General features: G+C 42.7%; 22 protein-coding genes. All 22 read right to left on the bottom strand.

Annotated elements, in window-relative coordinates; translation table 11 throughout:
* Positions 1 to 4 precede the first annotated feature (4 nt).
* The gene (locus tag D0463_RS04165; protein ID WP_117305414.1) at positions 5 to 367 is read right to left on the bottom strand and encodes a response regulator; all 363 of its coding nucleotides are present in this window, start codon (positions 365 to 367) and stop codon (positions 5 to 7) included.
* A gap of 17 nt (positions 368 to 384) precedes the next feature.
* Complete coding sequence (gene fliY, locus D0463_RS04160; RefSeq protein WP_117305412.1) at positions 385 to 1590, bottom strand: flagellar motor switch phosphatase FliY; 1206 nt, start codon at positions 1588 to 1590, stop codon at positions 385 to 387.
* Positions 1580 to 2575 (bottom strand): flagellar motor switch protein FliM, encoded by a 996-nt coding sequence (gene fliM / locus D0463_RS04155; protein ID WP_117305410.1) that lies wholly within the window; start codon positions 2573 to 2575, stop codon positions 1580 to 1582. Before fliM ends, fliY begins: the two co-directional genes overlap by 11 nt.
* A gap of 57 nt (positions 2576 to 2632) precedes the next feature.
* Positions 2633 to 3061 (bottom strand): flagellar basal body-associated protein FliL, encoded by a 429-nt coding sequence (gene fliL, locus D0463_RS04150; RefSeq protein WP_174234291.1) that lies wholly within the window; start codon positions 3059 to 3061, stop codon positions 2633 to 2635.
* Positions 3051 to 3275, bottom strand: coding sequence for a flagellar FlbD family protein (locus tag D0463_RS04145; protein ID WP_117305407.1), 225 nt, complete (start codon positions 3273 to 3275; stop codon positions 3051 to 3053). The genes fliL and D0463_RS04145 overlap by 11 nt, the downstream gene beginning before the upstream one ends.
* 53 nt (positions 3276 to 3328) lie before the next feature.
* Positions 3329 to 4156, bottom strand: a complete 828-nt coding sequence (gene flgG, locus D0463_RS04140; protein WP_117305405.1) for a flagellar basal body rod protein FlgG — start codon at positions 4154 to 4156, stop codon at positions 3329 to 3331.
* Between the two features lie 73 nt (positions 4157 to 4229).
* Entirely contained in the window at positions 4230 to 4616 is a 387-nt protein-coding gene (locus D0463_RS04135; protein WP_117305402.1) for a TIGR02530 family flagellar biosynthesis protein, read from the bottom strand.
* Positions 4617 to 4627: 11 nt separating this feature from the next.
* Positions 4628 to 5272, bottom strand: a complete 645-nt coding sequence (flgD, locus tag D0463_RS04130; protein WP_117305399.1) for a flagellar hook assembly protein FlgD — start codon at positions 5270 to 5272, stop codon at positions 4628 to 4630.
* Positions 5273 to 5284: 12 nt separating this feature from the next.
* On the bottom strand, positions 5285 to 6886 hold the full coding sequence (locus D0463_RS04125; protein WP_117305396.1) for a flagellar hook-length control protein FliK: 1602 nt from the start codon (positions 6884 to 6886) through the stop codon (positions 5285 to 5287).
* A gap of 30 nt (positions 6887 to 6916) precedes the next feature.
* Positions 6917 to 7525 (bottom strand): MotE family protein, encoded by a 609-nt coding sequence (locus tag D0463_RS04120; RefSeq protein ID WP_117305394.1) that lies wholly within the window; start codon positions 7523 to 7525, stop codon positions 6917 to 6919.
* 9 nt (positions 7526 to 7534) lie between these two features.
* Positions 7535 to 7978: a flagellar export protein FliJ gene (gene fliJ, locus D0463_RS04115; protein WP_117305391.1), complete on the bottom strand. Its 444-nt coding sequence runs from the start codon at positions 7976 to 7978 to the stop codon at positions 7535 to 7537.
* A gap of 4 nt (positions 7979 to 7982) precedes the next feature.
* The gene (gene fliI / locus D0463_RS04110; RefSeq protein ID WP_117305389.1) at positions 7983 to 9293 is read right to left on the bottom strand and encodes a flagellar protein export ATPase FliI; all 1311 of its coding nucleotides are present in this window, start codon (positions 9291 to 9293) and stop codon (positions 7983 to 7985) included.
* Positions 9294 to 9296: 3 nt separating this feature from the next.
* A complete protein-coding gene (gene fliH / locus D0463_RS04105; protein WP_160118358.1) occupies positions 9297 to 10064 on the bottom strand; it encodes a flagellar assembly protein FliH in 768 nt (255 codons plus the stop codon).
* Positions 10057 to 11082 (bottom strand): flagellar motor switch protein FliG, encoded by a 1026-nt coding sequence (fliG, locus tag D0463_RS04100; RefSeq protein ID WP_117305383.1) that lies wholly within the window; start codon positions 11080 to 11082, stop codon positions 10057 to 10059. The genes fliH and fliG overlap by 8 nt, the downstream gene beginning before the upstream one ends.
* A 6-nt stretch (positions 11083 to 11088) precedes the next feature.
* Positions 11089 to 12678, bottom strand: a complete 1590-nt coding sequence (gene fliF / locus D0463_RS04095; protein ID WP_117305381.1) for a flagellar basal-body MS-ring/collar protein FliF — start codon at positions 12676 to 12678, stop codon at positions 11089 to 11091.
* Positions 12679 to 12752: 74 nt separating this feature from the next.
* Positions 12753 to 13064: a flagellar hook-basal body complex protein FliE gene (gene fliE, locus D0463_RS04090; protein ID WP_117305378.1), complete on the bottom strand. Its 312-nt coding sequence runs from the start codon at positions 13062 to 13064 to the stop codon at positions 12753 to 12755.
* A 17-nt stretch (positions 13065 to 13081) separates the two neighbouring features.
* Positions 13082 to 13546 (bottom strand): flagellar basal body rod protein FlgC, encoded by a 465-nt coding sequence (flgC, locus tag D0463_RS04085; protein WP_117305376.1) that lies wholly within the window; start codon positions 13544 to 13546, stop codon positions 13082 to 13084.
* Positions 13546 to 13941 carry a flagellar basal body rod protein FlgB gene (gene flgB / locus D0463_RS04080; protein ID WP_117305374.1) on the bottom strand — a complete coding sequence of 132 codons (396 nt, stop codon included), beginning with the start codon at positions 13939 to 13941 and terminating at the stop codon, positions 13546 to 13548. Before flgB ends, flgC begins: the two co-directional genes overlap by 1 nt.
* 509 nt (positions 13942 to 14450) lie before the next feature.
* On the bottom strand, positions 14451 to 15230 hold the full coding sequence (gene codY, locus D0463_RS04075) for a GTP-sensing pleiotropic transcriptional regulator CodY (RefSeq protein ID WP_117305371.1): 780 nt from the start codon (positions 15228 to 15230) through the stop codon (positions 14451 to 14453).
* 67 nt (positions 15231 to 15297) lie between these two features.
* Positions 15298 to 16710 carry an ATP-dependent protease ATPase subunit HslU gene (gene hslU / locus D0463_RS04070; RefSeq protein ID WP_117305368.1) on the bottom strand — a complete coding sequence of 471 codons (1413 nt, stop codon included), beginning with the start codon at positions 16708 to 16710 and terminating at the stop codon, positions 15298 to 15300.
* Between the two features lie 18 nt (positions 16711 to 16728).
* A complete protein-coding gene (gene hslV / locus D0463_RS04065) occupies positions 16729 to 17271 on the bottom strand; it encodes an ATP-dependent protease subunit HslV (RefSeq protein WP_117305366.1) in 543 nt (180 codons plus the stop codon).
* A 23-nt stretch (positions 17272 to 17294) separates the two neighbouring features.
* Entirely contained in the window at positions 17295 to 18197 is a 903-nt protein-coding gene (xerC, locus tag D0463_RS04060; RefSeq protein WP_117305363.1) for a tyrosine recombinase XerC, read from the bottom strand.
* Positions 18198 to 18219 lie beyond the last annotated feature (22 nt).

Below are 18219 nucleotides of genomic sequence, written 5' to 3'. Positions count from 1 at the left end.
TCTATTAACTTAATGTTTTGTTGATCGCTTCGAGCACGCGGTCTGCCTGGAACGGTTTAACAATAAAATCTTTTGCCCCTGCCTGGATGGCATCGATAACCATCGCTTGCTGTCCCATCGCGGAGCACATGATCACTTTAGCGTTAGGGTTGATTTTCTGAATTTCCTTTAAAGCCGTGATCCCATCCATTTCAGGCATTGTAATGTCCATCGTAACTAGATCGGGTTGGAATTCCTTATACATTTCAACTGCTTGCGCACCATCTGCAGCCTCTCCGACAATTTCAAAACCATTTTTAGATAAGATATCCTTTATCATCATACGCATGAATGCTGCATCATCCGTGATTAAAACCTTGTGTGCCATTGTTAGTTACCCCCACATTATCTTAGTTTTTTTAATCTGTCAGTCTGACTGACAATATCTGTTACGCGTACGCCAAAGTTTTCATCAATGACGACTACTTCACCTTGGGCGATTAAACGATTGTTGACTAGTATGTCAACGGGCTCACCGGCAAGCTTATCCAGTTCAATGATTGATCCTGAGGATAGCTCTAGTATTTCCTTCACCGAGCGGCTCGTCCTGCCCAATTCCACCGTTACCTGGAGTGGAATATCCATGAGCATATTCAAATTTTTCGTTTCCGATTCTTGGAGCTGATATGGCTCGAAATTGGTAAAGCTTGCGGGCTGGATATTTACCTGCTGCCCTGGCAGCGTATAATTGGTACCAAAATGCTGCGGTGCGCTTTGATATGCCGTTTGCTGAGATGGCATTTGATGACCCGCATAGACAGGCTCTTCAACATGTTGACTGTCCATCGTTTGTTCATATCCATTTGTATTTGGTTGTACCGGTGTTTCCTGTTCAAGCTCTGCCGGTGGAGATATTTCATTTGTGTCCACTGGATTCATTAATTCACTGACAAGACTTTTGGCAAAATCGAGAGGCAATAATTGCATAATGTTGGAATCAATTAGTTCCCCCACCTTCAACCGAAATGATATCTTTGCCAGTATATTTTCATTTTGAATGGATCCATCGCCTTGGTCTTCTTCTATGCTTAATGAATCAACAGTTGGTGGAGAAATATCTACCTTTTTTTTGAAAATGGTCGACATCGAAGTAGCGGCAGATCCCATCATTTGATTCATTGCTTCTTGAACTGCACTTATCTGAATTTCCCCAAGCAGGTCCGCTGGATTCAACCCGTCACCCCCGAGCATTAAGTCAGCAATGATTGCTGCATCGCTCTGCTGGATGACAAGCAGATTATGTCCAGTGAACCCTTCTGTATAATTCACTTGAATCGCTACATAAGGATGCGGGAATTCATTTTGAATTTTGTTTTTGTCGATTACAGAAACAGTAGGTGTCGTAATTTCCACCTTTTGATTTAATAATGTTGACAAAGCGGTTGCGGAGCTTCCGAATGAGATATTGCCAATTTCACCGAGTGCATCCTGTTCCATTGAAGATAAATATTCTTCAACAAGGGGAGAAGCAGCTTCATCTCCTGCAGTATCGTCATTGCCTTTTAAAAGTGCATCTATTTCATCCTGAGAAAGCATTTCATCACTTACCATCTTCGTCTCCCCCCTTCAAAGTATCGAGAATTTGGACGGCTATTTTTTTGCCTGCCCGGCCCGGCTGTGCGATATATTTCGGCACATCCCCGACCTTGACTTTTAACGGTACATCAATTGCTTGGTTTAACTCAATTACATCTCCGGTATCAAGCTGGAGAAAATCATGGATGGAAATGTCTGTTTTTCCCAATTCCGTAATGATGGGCAGGTAGGTTTTCTTGACCCTTTTTTCTAAAGATTCAATCTCCTCAGAACTTCTTTCTTTTTTTGATGTCTGCATCCAATAATGTACGGAAAGCTTAGGGATGATTGGCTCTAAAACAACATGGGGAATACAGATATTGATCATCCCTGATGTCTCCCCGATCTGGGTATTGAGTGAAATGACCACGACGGTTTCGTTTGGCGAAACCATTTGCAAAAATTGAGGATTCACCTCAAAATCCGTAAGAATTGGGTCGATTTCAGCGACTGTGGCCCAGGCCTCCTGAAGATTTTCAATCCCTTTTTCAAACAGATTGGACATGATTTTTGTTTCAATTTCCGTTAATTTTTCTACCTTATTTTCGCTTACGCCTCTTCCGCCAAGAACCCTGTCCATCATCGCATATGCGATGTTAGGGTTAACCTCCATTAAGATTCGCCCGTCAAGTGGCGGAACTTCAAAAACATTTAAGATCGTCATTTTTGGTATCGAACGGATGAATTCTTCATAAGGAATTTGGTCGGCAGATGCAACCGAAATCTGGACATACGTCCTCAGCTGGGCTGAAAAATATGTAGTCAGCAGCCGTGCGAAGTTTTCATGGATCCTTGTTAAGCTACGGATTTGATCCTTTGAAAAGCGCAGCGCTCTTTTAAAATCGTAAACTTTTACCTTTTTCTCGGACTCTTCTTTTTTGAGCTCATCTGCATCCGCCTCCCCGGTAGAAAGAGCGGACAGCAGAGCATCAATTTCATTTTGTGACAATACTTCAGCCAATAGCCATCACCTCCACAATTCCTTTCACTCAAATGGTGTTACTGCAAGATGTCGTATTTATTGTAGGATGGAGGAGGTAATATAAACCTTTTCAACTTGTCCTTCCTGCATCAACCGGTTTACATCCGCCTCTATTGTTTCCTGGAATTTTTCCTTGCCGGCTTTTCCTTTTAATTCATCGGATTTTGTTTCAGAAAGCTCGGTAATGATGATATTCTTCACCTGAAAGCTTCTTTTTTCGAGCTCTTCCTTCGCTTTTTCGTTATCTGTCTGAACCGTGAAAGAAATTTTGATAAAATCACCGCTGGCAAGATTGGTGGTGATTTCAGGAATTTCCACGGATGATTTCACAATTTCATCGGCTGATGGCTCTTTATTGGCAACGACTTCACCTGAAAACTTTGTCACTACGACGATCGCGATTACTCCAACAAGAGTGATGGCGACCAGCATGATCAACATAATTGTTAATAGTTTATTTTTCATAATCATTCCCCTCCTCAATATCACGAAGTCCGAGAACATTTATCTTACGGTAAAAAGTAATAATAGATTGGATGATTTCTTCCTCTTTTTCACTCACGACTATTTTTTTACCACCGGTGAAGGTGATCGTCGTATCAGGAAGGGATTCTACCGTTTCAATGTACAAGGCATTGATTGTAAAAGTTTTCCCGTTTAATTTCGTAACTTTTATCAATAATTTTCAGGAGCCAAGACGGAAAACCGACTCAGCTCCTTCCCTCCCTTAAACTATCGTTTTAGATTAACAAGCTCTTGCAGGATCTCATCTGATGTCGTGATAATTCGAGTGTTAGACTGGAATGCCCGCTGGGCAACGATCATCTCTGTGAATTCCTCGGAAAGGTCGACATTGGACATTTCAAGCGTAGAGGATTCTACGTCGCCAAATCCGGCAGTGGTTCCAAATCCAGGAACAGGCGGTCCGGAATTGATTGTATCCTGAAAAAGGTTGCTGCCTGTTTTTTGCAATCCGCCGGTATTCGCGAATTTCGCGAGCTGGATTTGGCCCGCTGTCCTTAGAATTCCTCCATCCATAAATGTTATCGTTCCGTTTTTACTGATGCTCATATCTGTCGCTGTAGTAGGGATATTAATGATTGCTGGGAAAGCAGCTCCCGCAGTAGGAGTAGCCCCTTGTGTATCCCCTAATACATACAGGCCGTCCCCTGTTACTAAATCACCGGTACTATCCAGATAAAAATTCCCGGCCCTTGTATAGCTTTCGTTTCCTGCTGTATCACCGACAACGAAATAACCATCTCCTGATATAGCCATATCCAGCACTCGGCCGGTGGTTTGCATGCTGCCTGTTGTATGCAGAGTATCAATCGTTGCCAATTGCGAACCCAACCCCACCTGTTTAGGATTGACACCGCCTCTGATTCCAGCATTTGGAGCACTTGCACCAGTAAGGTCCTGGTTTATTAAATCCTTGAAAACGACCCGGCCTTTTTTGAAACCGTAAGTATTAACATTGGCAATATTATTACCGATAACATCTAATTTGGTTTGGAAGTTTTTCATCCCACTGATTCCTGAGTACATTGAACGTAACATATTATTTTCTCCCTTCAGTATCACTGCATCTATCAATCTGCAGCTAAAGGCCCCCTTTTCAGGTCCAGCCTTGTTAATTTAATAGTATGGTTCCGTTTATATTGGTAAAGATTTGTGACGAAGCTTCATCACGGTCCATCGCTGTTATGACTGTATTGTTTTTGGCGCTCACAACGAGTGCGGCGTCTTGCGTGAGTACGAGAGTTTCTCTGACACCCATTTTCTTCGCTTCTTGAACCTTTTCCTCAATTCTTGTCCAGGTGTTTTCATCGATATTTATGTTTCGCTGATTTAACCGCAATTGAGCATGCTTGCTTACGACCAGTTTATCCGTTTTTTCAATGACAGCTGATTGCAAGACAGAAGCAAATCCATGCGCCACCTGTTTTTGCGGCTTAATGTTCTTTGAAGTTAATTGAATGGGGTTGCTGGTTATCGGCCGAAAAACTGGCTTTTCCATTTTCCCACTCCTTATGGCGTTGCGATTTTAGTAATCTGATTGGATGTAATTTTTGTTGCGTTCGCATCATCCAATTCAAACTGTGTCTTCCCATTCTTCATCTGGACAGATTTGACGATTGCTGATAGCTCCTCTTTGGCTTCATTTAACCAGGTTACTCTCTTCCCGATCAGCTCGCTTGCTGCAATAAGATTATTGCTGATACCAGGCTGATTGACCTGTGAAATGTTCCCGGGCTCCAGTTTCGTTCCATCCTCCAAAAGTAAATAAACGTTGCCATCTTTGAATTGAATCGAAGTGACGGTTCCCGTGCCTTCCTCAATCGTCGGCTGGCCATTCGGATCCTCGCTCGGCACCGCTTTATGCCAAGTTACATCCTTCCCGACAAATTGGTTATAAGCGATCATCGAATTTTGCTGCTGCATTTCCACAAACTTATCAATGCTTTTCCCCATATTCGTCATCTGCTCCAGGGATGAAAAAGTGGCCATCTGTGCGATGAAGTCCTTGTCCTGCATCGGATTCGACGGATCCTGATTTTGGAGCTGGGTCATCAATATTTTCAGAAAGTCATCTTTCCCTAAAATATCGTTTCCTGTTTTACGCTGCTGATTCTGATAATCGGATAAGTAAAGAGATGGATTGATCGTATTCATTGTTGTTTTCACCTACACTTTCATACTGAGCAATGCTGCTTCAAGATCTGCAGTAAACTCTGCTTCTGGATCTTCTTGCTGATTATTGTTTTGCTGTTTCTGTTCCTTTTCGTGCTGCTGTGATCCGTCAGACTCTCTTTGTAAGAATCTTTCCTGTGCAAAGGAATTCATAGTCTGCAAAACTTCTATCTTCTCGATTTGTAAATTCTGTCCGTTAAAGGCGTGTTTCAGTCCTTGAATTTGTCCTTCGATCAAGTCCTTCGCTTTAGCGGTAGTTGCCATAATAGTCGCGACAAGCCCCGAATCCTTTTGGATGATTTCAATTCTTAAAGAGCCGAGATGCTCGGGATTAAGTTTGATAAACAGCTTTTGCATCCCGTTTCCGCTTGTAAAGTTCGCTTTGCTTAAGATATTTTGAAAAGCTTTAATAAATTGCTCCTGATTAACCGGTTGACCCGCTCTTTCCACTGTTAGGACAAGTTGTTCAAGCTTGGAGACCTGAAAATGGACTGGCTGTGATTGGGAAACTTCCATTTGTTTCAACGGAAGATTCTCTTTTGCGATACTTTTTGTGTCAGAAGCGTTTTTTTGGTTTAGATTCTCAGATAAACGGGTATACACATTTTTGAGTATATTCGTGCTTTCATCTTTAGAACTACCTAGTTTGAGAGCATTCGACTCATGATTATTAGCAGTGTCTTGTTTGAGAGTATTTGCGTCTTGGCTATAAGCGCTACCCAACTTGAAAGCATTCGTCTCTTGCCCATTCGCACTGCCCAGTTTAAGAGCATTTATTTCTTGACCATTCATACTGCCTAGTTTGGGAACGGTTATGTTCTGGTCATTCACGCCGGCCAATTCTTTCGCGAAAGAGTTACTGTTGATCAATGTATGGTCATTGCTTCCCAAAAGCTTCTGAACCTTGCCGGAAATCGTCTCTAGCAAACTCTTTAATTCTGAATTCATTACTGCTTCTTTAGCGGTCATATCTTTATACTCTGCTAAAAGCACTTGGAGCTTGGCGAATTTCAAGACGTTTGACGCACTATCAAGATCGATTTTTTGAAGCTGTTCCCCATTCAGGCTGGCGATTGCTTTAACGATTGAGAAAATATCCGCTAATCCCATCGAAAATAAAGTATTTGCATCTTCTTCCATTGTTCCGCTATCTTCTGTTATTTGCTCAGCTTCTTTTAATGAAGAAACTAGCTTTTCTATGCTCCCGGCATTCAACTGACCTGTTTCTTTCAAGGCAATTACCAGCTTTTCAAGCGACTCTTTATTCATACCGCCTTGTAACAGGCTTTCCAAAATAGGGTGAGATTCAAGCGGCGTCTCTTCCAGCAACATATCTCTTCCTAATTCTGGACCACCCTCCAAATCAACTAAACTGCTTATTTGCAAAAACTGAGCCAGTTCCTGCAGTAATGCGGTTTCTTCGTTTGAGAGCTCCTGTTGTTGCCCATTGATCTGATCACCTTTGACAGCGGCTGATAGAGCGGTTAGCACTGCACCAAAGCCAGTGATATTCCCTGTATCAACGGGAGAGCCAGATGGACTTCCCGAAGAAGTTCCTGTTAGTGTCTGTAAAGGAATTACTAGTCCTGCGTTCACGTTTTTCACCTCCTTTCAAATATGCAGATTTCACTCTGCCTGCGAGTCATTCTGCTCGGAGTTAACCGTAAGCTTCTTGGTTAGCCGGGCTGCATCTTCCGGATTCATTTGTTCCATGATCGATGCAAGGGTATCGGCTTTGATATTGGACAATATTCTAACCGCTTCATCATCCCCAAGCTCGGTAATGATTGGGGCTGATTTTTTCGCTGACATCGTTTCATAGGTTCGAATAATATCCTTGAAAGCCAGTTTATCTTCGTCCTGGGCGATCCTTAACTCTTCAATTTCCTTTTCGAGCTGTTCTTTTTCCAATTCACTGCGCTGAATTGCTTCATCACGGCTGTCGATAAGATCCTCAAGCTTGGAAGTTTCTTCTTCGCGATCCTGAATCTTCGCTTCCAATTCCCCGATCTGTTTTTCAAGCTGAACGGACGATTGCGCCTTTTCTTTTTCTTTATTGGATTCAGCTATAAAAGGGATTTTCTCTTCAGCCACTTTAAGAACATTAATCCCGGCAACGGACAGGACAATCCAAACGATGGCGATTGTAAATAACGTCGGGATGAGTACGACAAATACAAACCATTGAAACTTGTTGTATCTTTTTTCTTCGTTTTCAATTGTTGGTTTATCCATTAGCTTCACCTAGTTACCCTTGCTTAAAAATTGCTGTATCGAGATTTCATCCATGTTCTTGTTCTCTATATCCTTAAGTGCTTCCATGAATCTTTGAAAATCTCTTTCTCTGATTTTTTCATATTTTTTCACTTCAATATTCTTTTCCATAAGCTTTTCCTGCTGAAGTGTCATTTTGTAGCGCGCTTCGATTACCACTTTTTGATAGTGATCGCTGATTTTTTCAAGATTATCCATAAAAAGCTGATGATGGCGAATTTCCTGTACTGAAAGTCCCTTGCCTAGTTTTTCTTGATGAAACTGCAACAGGTCTTCCTTCTTTTTCAAAATCTTATAGAGTTTCTCCGCCGCCTCTTCAAATCGCTTGAGCGCCTCATTATATTTCGAAAAAGCATCGTTTTTCTCTTTTTCTTTGATGGTAAGAATCTTTTCAAACTTGTATTGGTAGATCATGGGACTATTCACCTTTTTCCATCAATTCGATAAGGGTAGTTACACTTTCGTCCTTCAACATCTTTTCATGTGTTCCTTGCTTTAAGAAAGAGATGATCTGCGGGTGCATCGTAATGGATTCGTCTATATCAGCCGACGATCCCCGTTTATACGCGCCAATGTTGATTAGATCTTCTGATTCCATATATGTCGACAGCGTGGCTCTTAGTTTTTCCGCAGCGCTTTTATGCTTTTCGTCGATGATATTAGTCATAACCCTGCTGATGCTTTTGAGAACATTAATTGCCGGGAATTGACCTTTATTCGCAAGCTGTCTGTCCAGGATAAAGTGACCATCCAGGATGCCGCGGACTGTATCAGCAATCGGTTCGTTCATATCATCACCATCGACTAAAACGGTGTAAAAGGCTGTAATGGTGCCAGCTTGGTTAGTTCCGGTCCGTTCAAGCAGCCGTGGCAGGATTGAAAACACTGATGGTGTGTATCCTTTCGTTGTCGGGGGCTCTCCCACCGCCAGTCCGATTTCCCGCTGAGCCATTGCCACCCGTGTTACCGAATCCATCATAAGCATGACATTCATCCCTTTGTCTCGAAAGTATTCGGCAATCGCTGTAGCGGTTAATGCGCCTTTTATCCTCATTAATGCCGGCTGATCAGAGGTGGCGACAACAACGATCGATCTTGCTAATCCTTCAGGACCAAGATCTTTCTCAATAAATTCCCGAACTTCTCTGCCACGTTCACCAATCAAGCCAATGACATTCAAATCGGCCGTTGTATTCCTGGCAACCATGCCGAGAAGTGTGCTTTTTCCTACTCCGCTCCCCGCAAAAATGCCAACACGCTGACCTTTGCCAACTGTGAGCAGGCTGTCGATCATTCTTACTCCGACATCAATCGGCTCATCAATCGGCGGCCTTTGCATCGGATTGGGAGGCTCCTGCTCCGTTGAAACGGAAGCAAGGCCCTTAGGAAGCGGCGATCCATCCAGCGGATTGCCCATTGAATCGATCACTTTACCTATTAACCCTGTCCCAACCTTAATATCGAGAGAGCGTGATGTTGCTTCGACAAGGCATCCCGGCGAGATTTCGCTTACGGCTGTGTATGGCATAAGAATCACGGTTTCGTCCCTGAAGCCGACAACCTCTGCGAGAATCTGTTTTTTCTTGCCGGTGTGTATATAACATACATCCCCGACAGAACTCTCAGGCCCTTGCGACTCGATCATCAATCCGACAACCCTTTTAACTCTTCCGTATTTTTTTAAGGTTTCCAAGTCCTCGATTAGGGGCAATAGTTCCGCTGCCTTCATCTTTTACTCCCCTTCCAGCAAATCAAAAAGTTTCTGCTTGATTTCCGCCAGTTGACTATCTACGCCCGCGTCAATTCGGCCATGCGTCGATTCGATGATACAGTCGTTTTCTCCCAAATCTTGATCCGGATAAATATAAAACTCCGTCTCTTTCGGGAATAAGGAAATCAGTTCTTCCTTCTGGGTAAGAATATACTCATAATAGGTCGGATGTACGTGGAGCTGCAGTTCCCGATGATCTCTCGTCTTTTTTACTGCTTGCCTTACGATAGACAGATACACATCCCCTGATTCTTGCAATTTGGTGCCGATAATCTGTTCAGCCACCTTTATGCCGAGCTCCAAAATCGTTCCTTCTGATGCTTCGATATTCGTTTGATAATCATTCTTAGAAGCAATTACGATTTCTTTGGCATGGTTAATGGAAGCCGTGCATTCGTCATAGCCTTTCTGTTTCCCAAATTCCATTCCTTCATTGAAACCTTGCTCGCGAGCTTCTTGAATCAATTGCTGTTTCTCTACTTGTTCAAAATGCTCACGAGCGACTTTGGCCTGCTCCATTATTTGTTCAGCTTGTTGCCTTGCATCTCGAATGATCGCTTCAGCTTCCGAATGGGCCTCGTCGAGTATTTTTCTTGTGTCAATTTCATGGATGGTCTGGTTCGTTTCCGGATATGCGTCCTGGAAAAGAAAATCGAAGCTGCGGATTTTAATTTGTTTTTTATGATCGCAGGCCGCATTTGCATTCGGTGACTTGATAATCCTAGACAATGATATCATCTCCTCCGCCTCGAGCGATCACGATTTCACCTGCTTCTTCCAAACGACGTATCACGGCAACGATACGGGACTGCGCTTCTTCCACATCACGGAGTCGGACAGGGCCCATGTATTCCATTTCTTCTTCGAATGTATCTACCATCCGTTTAGACATATTCTTAAAGACGATTTCCTTGACCTCATCGCTGGCAACCTTAAGCGCCAGTCTAAGGTCATCATTTTCAGAGTCACGAATGACCCGCTGAATCGCCCGTCCGTCAAGAGTGACGATATCTTCAAAGACAAACATCCGTTTTTTGATTTCTTCCGCCAATTCAGGATCCTGAATCTCTAATGCATCGAGGATTGTCCTTTCAGTCGCGCGGTCAACGCCATTCAACACATCAACGACTGCTTCAATTCCCCCGGTTTGGGTGTAATCATGGGTGACAGTGGCAGAAAGCTTTCTCTCCAATATCTGTTCTACTTCATTAATGATCTCCAGAGATGTGCCGTCCATAATTGCGATTCTCCTGGCAATATCAGCCTGAACTTCCTGCGGTAATTCTGAAAGGATCTGCCCAGACTGTTCAGGATCCAGGTATGATAAAATCAAAGCGATCGTTTGCGGATGTTCATTCTGAATAAAATTCAAAATTTGTGACGGATCAGCTTTTCGGGCAAAATCAAAGGGTCTGACCTGCAAGGATGAAGTCAGGCGGTTAATAATCGCTGAAGCCTGATCAGTACCAAGAGCTTTTTCTAATACCTGCTTGGCATAACCAATTCCGCCTTGGGTAATAAAATCCTGAGCAAGCGCAATGTTGTGAAACTCTTCTAAAACCCCTTCTTTTTCTGCGGAGTCTACTTTTCTTACCCCTGAGATTTCTAGTGTAAGCCTTTCAATCTCTTCCTCTGAAAGATGCTTGTAAACAGATGCAGAGACGTCCGGACCAAGGGAAATGAGTAGAATGGCCGCTTTTTGTTTCCCTGTAAGTCCGCCTTTTTTCTTTCTGTCTGTCAACTTCATTTCCTCCTAGTCTTCAGCTATCCAGCTTCGCAACAATTTCGCAAATTCGTCCGGTTTTTCTCTTGCCATTTTTTCCAGCTGCTTTCGCTTGAGACTGGATTCTGTTTCTTGTTCTTCAGTTAAATCCTGAACTTGAATGATTTCTTCTTCAATGATTTCCTCTTCATATTCATCTCTTCGTCTTGAACGGATAAATAAAACGATAAGAATAATGATTACCAGCGCCAAAACTCCACCCACGATATATACCCAAAGCGGCAGGGCCGATTCTTGTTCCTGGTTGAAGTCGACTTTACCGTTAAATGGTTGTACAGAGACAGCGATCTTTTGGTTTATCTGTTCTTCCGTCAATTCCGCGTTTACTTCATCTTTAGCAATCGTTGTCCGAACGATCGTGCTTAGTACTTGTTCAATATCATCAATGCTTTCCTGTGGAAGGGTGGCAGGATCATCCGGTGTTGGAGGTTCGACCATAACCTGTATCCCCAAATCATTGACTTTATACGGACTTTCGACAATTTGCTTTTTTATTCTGTTCACTTCATTATTGATGGTCTCTTCGACCCGTTCATAATCCCCGTTGCCATCCGTTCCCGCCTGGTACGTGCCGCCAAGTGCATCGGCAGGATCTTCAGCCTGTGGATTGCCACCGACCGGATTGCCTGTGCCGGTGTATGTTTCATTTATTCGTTGTGCAGATATTGCGATGCCTTCCATGTTTTCTTCGTCGACAGGCGTTACAAGATTTTCTTCCCTGTTTTCCTGAGTGAAATCCACGTCTGCTGTAACCGAAACTACAACCTTTTCTCTGCCCATCAATGTGCCGAGCATATTCTGAACTTGCCTTTGAATATCGCGTTCAATTTCCTTTTTAATCTCATGCTGTGAAGTAAAGGAGGCACCCGATTCAGAATTATTTTTATTTTCTAAGTCAAAATACTCAAAATCTTGGTTCATAATGACGATATTATCAGTAGGCAGATTAGGGATACTTTTTGAGACAAGGTGATATAGTGATTTAATCTGGCCTTCTTCAAACTGATAACCAGGTTTCGTATTTAACACGATCGACGCTGACGCTTCTTCAGCGGTATCACTGACGAAAACTCCTTTTTCAGGAAGGGTGATCATGACATTCGCATCATTGACTCCCTCTATTCCTTTAATTAGGGAGCCCAGCTCTGTCTGCATCGCATCCAATTTAAGAACACCGAATTCATTTTCCGTCATGCCAATTCCGGCATTTTGACCAAAGAAAGAATAATCAATGCTTCCCGACTTCGGGATTCCCTCTGCCGCAAGCTCCACCTTCAGCGTATCAACACTTTCCTCAGGTACTTTTATCGTCTTGCCTTCATCGGTGATTTCAGACTGTATTCCCCTGCCATCAAGGTTCTCTTTAATGCTGCCGGTTTCCGATGGTGACAAGTCGCTGTATAAAGGAACCATTGTAGTTCTGGATGCCAGGAAAGAAGCCAAAATGATTATTAATACGATAAGAACGGCTGATCCGATAATTAGAAACTGGATTGCTCTGCTTCGGCTTCCCCAAAAACCCGTAATTTTGTTCTTTATATTCACTAACGCTTCATTCATCCTAATCCCCCGGTTAATCTATCTAATTTCATCATCTTCTTTAATCATCCATCTGAGGTTTTTTAAGATGAAACCTAAATGCTCATTCTCATCATTTCCTGATAAGCTTCGACTACTTTATTCCGAACCTCTAAAGCTGCGGACATCGTTATACTCGACTTCTGGGACGCGATCATTACCTGATGCAAATCGACATTCTCGCCTCTTGCCATCCTTTCAGTTACTTGATCAGAAGCGCCTTGTGCTTCATTTACTTTATTAATAGATTCCTTTAATGCGGACGCAAAACTTTGCTGAGCTTCGTATGGTGTATATGGGCGGGTCTGTGCACCCTCAGTATTTGTCGTAAAAACCCCGTTCGCTGGAGTAAAGGTAATTCCTTGCATATTATCCATCTCCTATCCTATCTGCCTATTTCAAGTGCCTTCATCATCATGCCCTTAGATGCATTAAAAACCGTAACGTTCGCTTCATAGGAACGAGTAGCACTCATTAAGTCCACCATTTCCCTCAAGGGGTCTACATTTGGCATTTGTACATAGCCTTCCGCATTAGCATCCGGATGCTCAGGATCGTATATCAGTTTAAATGGTGTAGTCTCGTCTTCCTCTATCCTGGACACTCTGACACCATTGCCGACAGTGTTTGATCCTTTACTGCCAATAGCTGTATGTAGAAAATTAGAAAAACTGCCTTCGTTAGGCTGGAGAACAACTGACTTTCTCCGGTATGGCTCCCATGTATCAGGACCAACCATTCTTGCTCTCGATGAATCTGCGTTCGCCATGTTTGAAGAAATGACATCCATTCTAAGGCGTTGCGCTGTTAAAGCAGATGCTGTCGTGTTCATGCCTGTAAACATGCCCATTACTTACCACCCCTTATTACGTTCTGCATGGATTGAAACTTCCCGCTTATCCTGTCAGTTACCGCATTATAATAGATTTGGTTTGTAGCCAGATCACTCATTTCCTGGTCCACATCCACACTGTTTCCGTTATTGTTATACTGCATATTGTTTTTTGTAATCAGTCCTGAATGAGTAGTAGGCTTGATCTTAAAGTCATAATGTCTGTTATCTGTCCGATATGCGTTAATGGATGACTCGAGCTCATTTTGGAATGAGCTATTAAACCTGACATCTTTCGCTTTATAATGTGGTGTATCAGCATTGGCGATGTTTTGTGAAATAACTTTCTGTTTTGTACTCGAATAATTCAAAGCATTTTCAAGTGATTGGATCGTACCCGAAAATAGACTCATATAAGCGTTCACCCCTTATAAGCAATGAAAAATATTACATATAACTCAACCTGTAACATAATAAACATAATCTAGTAACTATTGTAATGAATAACAAACCGTCTGTCTATGCAGTCTCGACAAAACAAACCATGCTAAAAGTCCTATTTTTGTCGATTTCTGTCAGGTTTTATCCTGTAAGGATTATCATACTATTTCTCCTTCTAAAAACAAGTCAAAATACGTTAAAAAAAGGTAAAATTCCTAAGGAGTAACAATAAATTTCATTTTTTTGCAAGCTTTATATGTCTATAGACCTATATAGACTAAAAACATTCGTTATAGGCTTGCCTCTTAAGTACAATGAGGTGTAATCGCATCTGTTCAGCTGCAAAAAACTTGCCGATTTGCGATCCTTATAAGGCGAAGACAGAGACGTAGTTACATTAGGCGGATAGGAAAGTTTTATACTTCCTTTCCATCAAAAAAAGACAGTCCCTAATCATACAGGGACTGTCTTTTACTGATTATTAATTGTTTTTTAGCTTCTCCAATTCAATGAGAAACTTATCGTTCAGAACCTTGATATACGTTCCTTTCATACCCAATGAACGAGATTCAATGACACCGGCGCTTTCTAGTTTTCTCAAGGCGTTGACGATTACTGAGCGGGTAATTCCGACTCTGTCTGCAATTTTTGAAGCAACAAGGAGACCTTCGTTGCCTTTTAATTCTTCAAAAATATGTTCAATTGCCTCAAGTTCACTGTAAGAAAGTGAACTGATTGCCATTTGCACCACTGCCTTGCTTCTTGCTTGTTCCTCAATTTCTTCCGATTTTTCACGAAGAATTTCCATTCCCACGACTGTTGCGCCGTATTCTGCAAGAATCAGATCATCATCATGAAACTTTTCCTGTAGACGGGCGAGGATTAATGTACCGAGGCGTTCGCCCCCGCCGATAATCGGCACGACCGTTGTCAGACCGCTTGCGAACAATTCCTTATTCTCAATCGGAAACGCTGTGTACTCACTATTAATGTCGAGATTTGAAGATGTTTCCTGGACATTGAACAGGTTTTTCGTATACTCTTCCGGAAATTGTCTGTCTTCTAGCATTTGGACCATACGTTCATTTTCAATTTGCTGGTTGATGGCAAATCCCAAAAGCTTTCCTCGTCTAGATACGACAAAAACATTTGATTCAATTACATCACTAAGGCTTTCTGCCATTTCTTTAAAATTAACAGGTTTGCCAGCAGTGTTTTGAAGCATAGCATTAATCTTTCTTGTTTTTCCTAATAAATCCATTACAAAATTTCCTCCTAATAAAACCTAAATACTATATTATTTTAACAAATAATTATGGAAGCGACAGTTACAAAATAAACTGGCTTAAATCTTTGTTTCTCGAAATCGAACCAAGTTTTTCTTCCACATACTGCGGCGTAATTGTAATTTTCTCCATTGTAATATCAGGCGCCTCAAAGGATAAATCCTCCAGCAGCCTCTCCATAATCGTATGCAGTCTTCTTGCGCCAATGTTATCCGTATTCTGATTCACTTCAAATGCCACTTCGGCAATCTTATTAATAGCATCGTCAGAAAATTCAATTTCTATACCTTCAGTTTCCAATAATGCCACATATTGCTTTAATAAGGCATTATCCGGTTCATGCAAAATACGGACAAAGTCTTCGACGGTCAGTTTTTTTAGTTCTACCCTGATCGGGAACCTTCCCTGCAATTCAGGGATTAAATCGGAAGGCTTAGCCATATGGAATGCCCCGGCTGCCATAAATAAAATATGGTCTGTTTTAACTGAGCCATACTTGGTTACGACCGTCGATCCTTCGACGATTGGCAGAATGTCGCGTTGAACGCCTTCTCTTGAAACATCAGCCGACGAGCCTCCTGATTGTTTGCTGGCGATTTTATCAATTTCATCGATAAAGATGATACCTGTTTGTTCTGCGCGGAGAACCGCTTCCTGGGTCACTTCATCCATGTCGATGAGCTTGGATGCTTCTTCATTCGTAAGCACAGTCCGGGCTTCGCTAACCTTCAGTTTACGCTTTTTCTTTTTCTTTGGCATCAAGCTGCCTAAAGCGTCCTGCATATTCATGCCCATCTGCTCCATGCCAGAACCCTGGAGCATATCGAACATGGACGACTGCTGTTCCTCCACTTCAACAGTGATAACCTCATTCTCCAATTCGCCTTTTAACAGCTTATCTTCCACAATCGTTCTTCTTTGTTTCAGATTTAATTCTTCATCGTTGCTCGTGTCATTTTCCGCTTGCCCGTTATTACCTCCACCAAAAAATACTTCCAACGGATTCTTGAAATTATTCTGTTTCTTTGCCGAGGGAACGAGAAGCTCTACAAGTCTCTTATTAGCATTTTGAGCGGCGAGTTCCATGACGCTCGCTTTCTTTTCTTCCTTGACTAAACGGCCGGACGTTTCCACAAGGTCGCGTACCATGGATTCCACATCTCTGCCCACATATCCGACCTCGGTAAATTTCGTAGCTTCCACCTTAACGAAAGGCGCTCCTACCAATTTAGCCATACGCCGCGCGATCTCGGTCTTCCCAACTCCGGTCGGGCCGATCATCAAAATATTCTTCGGTACCACCTCATCCCGAAGCCGGTCATCCAGCAAACTGCGGCGGTAGCGATTGCGCAGCGCAACCGCCACCGCGCGCTTTGCATCATTCTGCCCTACAATATATTGATCCAGCTTCTCGACAATCTGTCTTGGAGTTAGATTAGTTTTATTGCCTTGCATACCTGCCACTCCTTTCGTTTACAACTCTTCGACGATAATATTCGTATTAGTATACACACAAATCTCGGCTGCTATTTGAAGGGATGCCTGTGCAATTTCTTTAGCGGTTAAGTGGTCGCCTGAAAAACGCTTCAAGGCTCTTCCGGCTGAAAGTGCATAGTTGCCGCCTGAACCGATTGCTAGAATCCCATCATCCGGTTCAATGACTTCGCCCGTGCCGGAAACTAGCAACAAATCTTCTTTATTCATAACGATGAGCATCGCTTCCAGCTTTCGGAGTACAGTGTCACTGCGCCACTGTTTCGCCAGTTCCACGGCCGCGCGCTGCAAATTGCCGTTATACTCTTCCAATTTGGCTTCAAATAATTCAAATAATGTAAACGCGTCAGCAACAGATCCGGCAAAACCAGCAAGCACATTTCCATTAAAGATCCTTCGTACTTTTCTTGCTGTGTGTTTCATCACAACAGCGTTGCCCAATGTCACCTGTCCGTCACCTGACATGGCGTATTCACCCTTATGGTGGACCGCGAAAATAGTCGTTGCATGAAAATTACTCATAAAAGTCTCCTTTCAGAAAGCGATTATGCCCGAGGATGAGAGGCATTATATACTTTTCGCAGCTGCTCCTTCGTTACATGAGTATAAATCTGCGTGGAAGAAATGTTAGAATGGCCCAACAATTCCTGGACTGTCCGCAGGTCAGCTCCGTTGTTTAATAAGTGTGTAGCGAAGGAATGGCGGAGCATATGCGGGTGCAAGCTGCCATCTCCAGTTGCCTTTTTAATCAATCCATTTAAAATATAACGGACTCCTCTTGGAGTTAAAGCGTCGCCGCGAAAGTTGACGAATAAATGAGAATGAGATTTGTTCTTGCCATCCTGCAGCTGTCCTCTGCCTGCTTTTATGTAAATCTGGATGGCTTGTTCAGCAAAATTGCCTAATGGTACGTAACGATCCTTTTTTCCTTTGCCGTGAACCAGAATCATTCCAAGGGAAAAATCGATATCCTGCATCTGAATAGCACAGCATTCGCTGACCCGAATACCCGTGGCATAAAGAAGCTCTAACAGGGCGGAATCCCTTAAGCCGAGCGGTGTATCCTTGTTGAGCGAAGCGAAAAGAGTGTTAAGTTCCTCCTCGTACATGAACCTTGGAAGCATTTGGTCCTTTTTGGGCAGTGAAACGAGGGCAAAAGGATTCTCTGTTACCAGATTTTCCCGCATCATAAATTTATAAAAGCTTCGCAGGCACGATGTCTTTCTGGCAATTGAGCGCTTGGAAAGATTGTCGCCATACAGCTTTGTAAGGTATAATCTGGCGTCAAAATACTCAACCGCCCGCAAATTTTCGATTCCTTGTTCAGACATGAACATAAGAAATTCATTAATATCTCGTGTATAATGGTCGATTGTATATTGCGAGCAGTTTTTTTCAATTTGTAAGTATTCGATAAAAGAGTGTAGGGAAGAGTTCTCACTAGTCATTACATTCACCCCCGCAAAGGCT

The organism is Bacillus sp. V59.32b, assembly GCF_003429085.1.
Classification (GTDB): domain Bacteria; phylum Bacillota; class Bacilli; order Bacillales; family DSM-1321; genus Peribacillus.
This window is presented reverse-complemented; position numbering and strand designations above follow the sequence as displayed.